Source organism: Microcystis sp. LEGE 08355 (genome assembly GCF_015207185.1).
Classification (GTDB): Bacteria; Cyanobacteriota; Cyanobacteriia; order Cyanobacteriales; family Microcystaceae; genus Microcystis; species Microcystis panniformis.
The window spans coordinates 1-6,426 of the sequence record NZ_JADEXI010000253.1 but is presented as its reverse complement, the minus strand read 5'-3'; the positions used below and the strand labels follow the sequence as shown (position 1 = coordinate 6,426).

Sequence of the window (6,426 nt, the reverse complement as noted above, 5' to 3'; positions counted from 1 at the left end):
GTTATGAAGATTACACCGGTAAAGAACACGATGAGGTAGTAGAAAGGGGCGGACTGCACGTTATCGGGACGGAACGCCACGAATCCCGCCGTATTGACAACCAATTGCGAGGCCGGGCGGGCAGACAGGGCGACCCCGGTTCTACACGCTTCTTTTTAAGCCTAGAAGACAATTTATTGCGGATTTTTGGGGGCGACCGCGTGGCCGGTTTAATGGATGCCTTCCGGGTGGAAGAAGATATGCCCATTGAGTCGGGAATGTTAACTCGTTCCCTAGAAGGAGCGCAAAGAAAAGTGGAAACCTTCTATTATGATGCCCGGAAACAGGTGTTTGAATACGACGAGGTGATGAATAATCAACGGCGTGCTATTTATGCCGAACGTCGTCGGGTTTTGGAGGGGATGGACCTAAAAGAACAGGTGCTGCAATACGCCGAAAAAACCATGGATGAAATCGTCATGGCTTATGTTAATCCCGAACTGCCGGCGGAAGAATGGGATTTGGAAAAACTGATTAGTAAATCTCAGGAATTCGTCTATCTGTTGGCAGATATTACCGCTAAAGATGTCGAGGAGATGAGTGTCAATGATATCAAGATGTTTCTACACGAAGAAGTTCGCAAAGCCTACGAAATTAAGGAACGTCAAGTGGATAGTATTCGCCCCGGTTTAATGCGCGATGCCGAACGTTATTTTATCCTGCAACAAATCGATATGTTATGGCGCGAACACCTGCAAGCTATGGAAGCTTTACGCGAGTCGATTGGTTTACGCGGTTACGGTCAAAAAGACCCTCTAATTGAGTATAAACAGGAAGGCTACGAGATGTTTTTAGAAATGATGATTGATATCCGCCGCAATGTGGTTTATTCCCTGTTCCAATTCCAACCGCAAGGACAACCCCAAGCAGTGGCTAGTGAACAGTAAAAACTAAAAGTTGGCTTAAATTGGGGAGAATTAGCTAAGGCTGATTCTCTCATTTTTTTTCCCCTGAGAAATCAGTCACCCACAATCCACACTAGGACTAAAATTATCAGTCCGATTACTCCATAGGACAGCAACGACCCCAAAGAATTGAGGATTTGTATGGGAAAATGAATCAAAACTTGGTAAGTAAAATCCGTAACTGCCAGCAAGGCAGTGAAAAATATAGTTACAAGTGTTATCATAAGTAATATCTTCTCAATCTGATAGAATAAATGGCTATCCTTTGCGGTAATGGGCAGTGGATAGTCAGGAGTTAGGAGATTATCCCCAAGAAAATTCTACCGCAATTTGGGTGCATCTCACATTTGCAGAAACACCGACAATGAGGACTGCTCTATGAATATTCGTATTGGTAACGGCTACGATATCCACCGATTGGTAACAGGAAGACCTTTAATTTTAGGAGGAGTAGAGATTGCCCATACTGTCGGTTTATTGGGTCATAGTGATGCCGATGTCTTAACCCACGCTATTATGGATGCCATGCTGGGTGCGCTTAGTTTAGGCGATATCGGTCATTATTTTCCCCCCACAGACCCGCAATGGCAAGGGGCGAATAGTTTAAAATTATTAGAACAAGTTAATCAATTAATTGTCGATAAAGGTTGGCAGATTAATAATATTGATTCGGTAATCGTTGCCGAAAAACCGAAAATGAAACCCCACCTTAATGCGATGCGAGCCAAGTTAGCAGAAACCCTCAAGATTAATCTGGAACAGGTGGGAATTAAAGCCACTACTAACGAACAATTGGGACCGGTGGGACGAGAAGAAGGTATCGCAGTTTATGCCGTGGTTTTATTGGTTAAGGAATAAGTAATTAGTAAAAATTTGCTGAGATTAAGTATCCCAAACCTATGAATATAGACACAAAAATTTTAGAAACTGTCGAAACAATGCCAGAGTTCTTAAAAATAGAGCTGCTTCACTATGCTGAATATTTAATGGCCAATTATCAATCAGATGTTATTATAGAGAAACCTTCTCTTAGGAAACGTCGTTCAGGAATTTTACAAGGTACATTTACCTTACCTTTGTCCGATGACTTTGATGAGTCTTTGGAAGATTTTCAGGAATATATGTGATGACATCTTTTCTTCTGGACACTCACACTTTCATCTGGTTAACTGAAAACGATCCTAACTTGCCTGATAATCTTCGGGAGGAAATAGATTTTGCCCCTGAAGTTTATGTTAGTATTGTTAGTCTCTGGGAAATTGCAATTAAGTTAAATTTAGGTAAGTTAGCCCTACAAAAAAGTTATGAAACCATTGAAACTAACCTAGAAGCATCAGATATCACCTTACTGTCTATATCATTTTCTGATACTCTAAAAATTTGTAATTTACCCTTGCATCACCGAGATCCATTTGATAGAATGCTAATTGCTCAGTCTCTAAACAGGTCGCTAATTCTAATTAGTAAAGATACTAAATTTGATGCTTATAATGTACCAAGAAAATGGACATAATACCCCGTTCGTCTCAATTCTATTCAAGATGAGAGCAAGATAAATTTCCTAACTACCCATAGATTTCTAACATTCATTGCTAAATTCTCTCTATGACTGCCATTATCCAACAAATAAAAGAGCGTTTTTCCCAATCCCTAGTTAAATCCTTTGGGGAAAACTTCGCCGCTACCGATCCTCTAATTGTGGCCGCTAGTAACCCCCGTTTTGGCGATTATCAATGTAATATTTCCCTCTCTTTAGCCAAAGAATTAAAACAAAAACCCCGGGAAGTAGCGGCAACTTTACTAAAAAATCTAGAGATAGATGATCTCTGTCACCCCCCCGAAATTGCTGGACCTGGTTTTATCAATCTTACCCTGAAACCCAGTTATCTAGAAACCCAATTAAAAGACGTAATTACTGACAACCGTTTAGGAGTTGCCACCGCTAACCCCAGTCAAAAAATTATTGTCGATTTTTCCAGTCCCAATATTGCCAAAGAAATGCACGTCGGTCACTTGCGATCGACTATAATCGGTGATTGTATTGCTCGGATTTTGGAATTTCGTCATCATCAAGTAATTCGTCTTAATCACGTTGGGGATTGGGGGACTCAATTCGGGATGTTAATCACCTATCTACAAGAAGCTTATCCTAGCGCTTTAACCCAAGCAGATGCTCTCGATTTAGGGGATTTAGTTAGCTTTTATAAAAAGGCTAAAATTCGTTTTGATGAAGACGAAAACTTTAAAGAAACTGCCCGCCAAGCCGTAGTAAAATTACAGTCGGGTGATCCTCAAAGTCGTCAAGCATGGCAGTTACTTTGTCAACAATCACGACGGGAATTTCAGAAAATCTATGATATTCTCGATATAAAACTGACTGAAAGGGGGGAATCTTTTTATAATCCCTACCTTGAGGCAGTAATCAGAGAATTAGAGCAACAGGGATTGCTAACAGAAGACAACGGCGCTTTATGCGTCTTTCTCGATGGTTTTACCAACAAAGAGGGGGAGCCTTTGCCCCTAATTGTCAAGAAATCCGACGGCGGTTATAATTACGCTACCACCGATTTAGCGGCAATTTGTTATCGAGTTCGGCAAGATAAGGCCGAAAGAATAATTTATGTTACCGATGCTGGACAAGCTAACCATTTTGCCCAAGTATTTCAGGTGGCTAAAAAAGCGGGATTTTTACCCGATAATGTGGCAGTGGTTCACGTTGCTTTTGGATTAGTTTTAGGGGAAGATGGTAAAAAATTAAAAACTCGTTCCGGGGAGACGGTAAAATTACAAGAACTGCTCGATCAAGCGATCGCCTGTTCCCTAGCTGACTTAGAAAAAAGACTGGCAAGCGAGGAAAGAGAAGAAACCAGCGATTTTATCGCTAATACTGCCGAAACCGTCGGATTAAGTGCCGTTAAATACGCCGATCTCAGCCAAAATCGCAATAGTAACTACGTTTTCAGTTACGACAAAATGCTCAATCTGCAAGGCAACACCGCCCCCTATATGCTGTACGCTTACGCTAGGGTTCAGAGTATCAGTCGCGAAGGTGGTATTAATTTTCAGGATTTAAGTGCCAATTCACCGCTAATTCTCAAGGATGAAAGCGAATTAATTCTGGCTAAACAATTACTGCAACTGCCGGAAGTAATTAGTGCCGTGGAAGAGGATTTATTACCCAATCGTTTATGTGATTATCTTTATGAACTCAGTAAAAAGTATAATCGTTTCTACGAGAATTGTCCAGTGCTGAAAGCGGCAGAACCGATTAAAACCTCTCGTTTATTTTTGTGTGATTTAACGGCAAGAACCCTCAAATTAGGCTTATATCTCTTGGGAATCCCCGTTTTGGAAAGAATGTAAATCAGTTATCAGTTATCAGTTATCAGTTATCAGTTATCAGTTCACCGTTTACTATTCACAGCAAAAAACTCCCCAATTTCCAATTCATAATTCATAATTCCCACACCCTACACCCCACACCCTACACCCCACACCCCACAGCTTGGATTGCGTATCTTTGATAAAACTGGGTGATATTTTATACCTAGAAAAAGTGTACTATGCTGACGTGAAAAAACCTGACTTTTTGCTAACCTAGAAATAGCTCTAATCAGAGCCAATATCTTGGGGCGAAGCTTAGAGATTAATCTGGTTAAACTCACTCGTGACGTTATCTTATTGTCGTCTGTTGCCTATTAGCTTTCAGGTGATAACTCGGAGACTGGAAATTAGTACAAATGTTCAAATTTCCTCGCCGCAGCCCCAGCGTTCCCGTGCAGTCTTAACGGGTAATTTTATCCCAGAGATGTTATCGTTAAAGCGGCCAACTATCCGAACGTCCTAGGGGATTTTCGGGAAAGATTGTTCGCCCTCTCGTAATCTTAGATAGAACCTTATGAGTCAATCAATAGAAGGTAAAGCTATGGTCGATGCTGATGTATCGGATTATACCACAAATAAAATAATTGTGTCTAATTGGATCGCCCCTTGGTCGAAAGGCAATCGGAAAAACCTGTCACCCCAACCAAAATGGGATTTATGGCAACCCCTGCGGCAACGAATCGATCATCTAGAAATCAATACACCTGAACTAGCCCACAGAATTTGTCGTCTAATTCCGGCTCAATGTCCCTTTGCGCGGAAAATTACCCTATTTAGCTGGACAATTCTAGAGATTCCGCCCCTTTGCAAGCTAAATCCCCTCTACGAAAACCTGATGATGTTAAGATTTCGCGCTCTTTCTTACCTGGCCGATGAATGTGGAGAGGATATCGGTGCTTACTGCTAAAATGGGAGAGTGTCTTTAATCGCCACACCTATGGCCATCATCGCTCTGAAAGCTTGGTATCTGGACAAATACGAACCTATCCGCGAGGTTGTCAAACGTCCCCACGACTTGCGCTTAAGTCGCAATAGTCTCTTAAAATCGGGTTTAAGAGCCGATTTTCTCGATGACAGTCTGACAATACAGGGTTCTGTCTGGTTCCAACGCTATCTAGAAGGGGAAAGGGTGGAGTTTTACCTCGAAGGTAGTGGCGGTTACGTCATCTCGAATATTGACCTGATTTCTCAAGAAATTTACTTTACTAAACAAGACCTCAGCACTTGGCTGGATCCCGTCATTTATTTTAGCTCCCAAAGCCAATTTAAGGACTCTAGCACCGCTTTAAAAACAGTTTTGACCGAAACCGTCGAAAATCTCAATAAACGCTCCCGTTTGCCCTTAACCATGGTAGAAACGCCTCGAACTGAGGGCAATGTCACTAGATTGAGTGATAGTCAATTACGCCAAATTCGCAAAAGTTTATTATTTATTGCTGATGCTACGGCGATTAGCCAAAAGGAAACGGAATTACTGCCCAGTCCCCTAGTGGGTGTAGAATTAGGTTATGCGATCGCTTGTAAACAGGGCGGACAAATTCTGCTAACCTATCAAAATCGGGCGGAATTAAAGGGTAAACTGGCTTTTGACCTGCCAAGCTACCAAAAATTAATTTTCTCGGATCTGAGCGAATTGCGTCTCACTTTTCCGCCTTTAATGGCAACTTTATTACAAAAATTCCATCTGATTAGTTAAAAAAAATGAGTAGAAAAGCTGACGAGTACGCTGTACATTTGTTCTTGAGCAGTGGACATCGCGAGGAGGTACGTTTTTTGACCATCCAAGAATTTCAAAAGTGGTACAGTAATGAATTAGTTCCGAAAGCCGATTCTCAGGATTTTATCAATGTTCCGATCAGAAATATCCAAGGGGAATATATGGTTTTACGTCCGGCTAGTGTCATTGCTATTCGCGTGGAACCCGTCTTTTTTGGCAGTGTGGAAAGAATGTAATTTGGGTTCTTCGGTTTATGTTATGCAATGGACGGGGGTTATAAGGGATGGAACCCTTATATAGAAAGACATTGCTTCGATTTTTGTCAATTGTTTTTGCTCTAGAGCGAACTAATCAATTAAATCTCTTGCCAGATAAGGATTT

At 41.4% G+C, this 6,426-nt stretch carries 7 protein-coding genes and 1 pseudogene; all 8 read left to right on the top strand.

Going from position 1 to position 6,426, the window contains the following annotated elements:
• Window positions 1-926: pseudogene (gene secA, locus IQ242_RS13665) on the top strand (preprotein translocase subunit SecA); the annotation flags it as partial.
• Window positions 927-1,322: 396 nt separating this feature from the next.
• Window positions 1,323-1,802, top strand: coding sequence for a 2-C-methyl-D-erythritol 2,4-cyclodiphosphate synthase (gene ispF, locus IQ242_RS13660; RefSeq protein WP_193960337.1), 480 nt, complete (start codon window positions 1,323-1,325; stop codon window positions 1,800-1,802).
• Between the two features lie 41 nt (window positions 1,803-1,843).
• The gene (locus IQ242_RS13655) at window positions 1,844-2,071 is read left to right on the top strand and encodes a DUF2281 domain-containing protein (RefSeq protein WP_002750932.1); all 228 of its coding nucleotides are present in this window, start codon (window positions 1,844-1,846) and stop codon (window positions 2,069-2,071) included.
• On the top strand, window positions 2,071-2,457 hold the full coding sequence (locus IQ242_RS13650) for a type II toxin-antitoxin system VapC family toxin (RefSeq protein ID WP_193960336.1): 387 nt from the start codon (window positions 2,071-2,073) through the stop codon (window positions 2,455-2,457). Before IQ242_RS13655 ends, IQ242_RS13650 begins: the two co-directional genes overlap by 1 nt.
• Window positions 2,458-2,549: 92 nt before the next feature.
• On the top strand, window positions 2,550-4,307 hold the full coding sequence (gene argS, locus IQ242_RS13645; protein ID WP_193960335.1) for an arginine--tRNA ligase: 1,758 nt from the start codon (window positions 2,550-2,552) through the stop codon (window positions 4,305-4,307).
• Between the two features lie 535 nt (window positions 4,308-4,842).
• Window positions 4,843-5,235 carry a Mo-dependent nitrogenase C-terminal domain-containing protein gene (locus IQ242_RS13640; RefSeq protein WP_193960334.1) on the top strand — a complete coding sequence of 131 codons (393 nt, stop codon included), beginning with the start codon at window positions 4,843-4,845 and terminating at the stop codon, window positions 5,233-5,235.
• A gap of 30 nt (window positions 5,236-5,265) precedes the next feature.
• Entirely contained in the window at window positions 5,266-6,024 is a 759-nt protein-coding gene (locus IQ242_RS13635) for a hypothetical protein (protein WP_002767459.1), read from the top strand.
• A gap of 5 nt (window positions 6,025-6,029) precedes the next feature.
• Entirely contained in the window at window positions 6,030-6,281 is a 252-nt protein-coding gene (locus tag IQ242_RS13630; protein WP_002767457.1) for a hypothetical protein, read from the top strand.
• Window positions 6,282-6,426 lie beyond the last annotated feature (145 nt).

Bases quoted from the DNA above. Each gene is read 5' to 3' on its own strand.
- ispF (WP_193960337.1), top strand. From the start codon at position 1,323: ATGAATATTCGTATTGGTAACGGCTACGATATCCACCGATTGGTAACA.
- IQ242_RS13655 (WP_002750932.1), top strand. From the start codon at position 1,844: ATGAATATAGACACAAAAATTTTAGAAACTGTCGAAACAATGCCAGAG.
- IQ242_RS13650 (WP_193960336.1), top strand. From the start codon at position 2,071: ATGACATCTTTTCTTCTGGACACTCACACTTTCATCTGGTTAACTGAA.
- argS (WP_193960335.1), top strand. From the start codon at position 2,550: ATGACTGCCATTATCCAACAAATAAAAGAGCGTTTTTCCCAATCCCTA.
- IQ242_RS13640 (WP_193960334.1), top strand. From the start codon at position 4,843: ATGAGTCAATCAATAGAAGGTAAAGCTATGGTCGATGCTGATGTATCG.
- IQ242_RS13635 (WP_002767459.1), top strand. From the start codon at position 5,266: ATGGCCATCATCGCTCTGAAAGCTTGGTATCTGGACAAATACGAACCT.
- IQ242_RS13630 (WP_002767457.1), top strand. From the start codon at position 6,030: ATGAGTAGAAAAGCTGACGAGTACGCTGTACATTTGTTCTTGAGCAGT.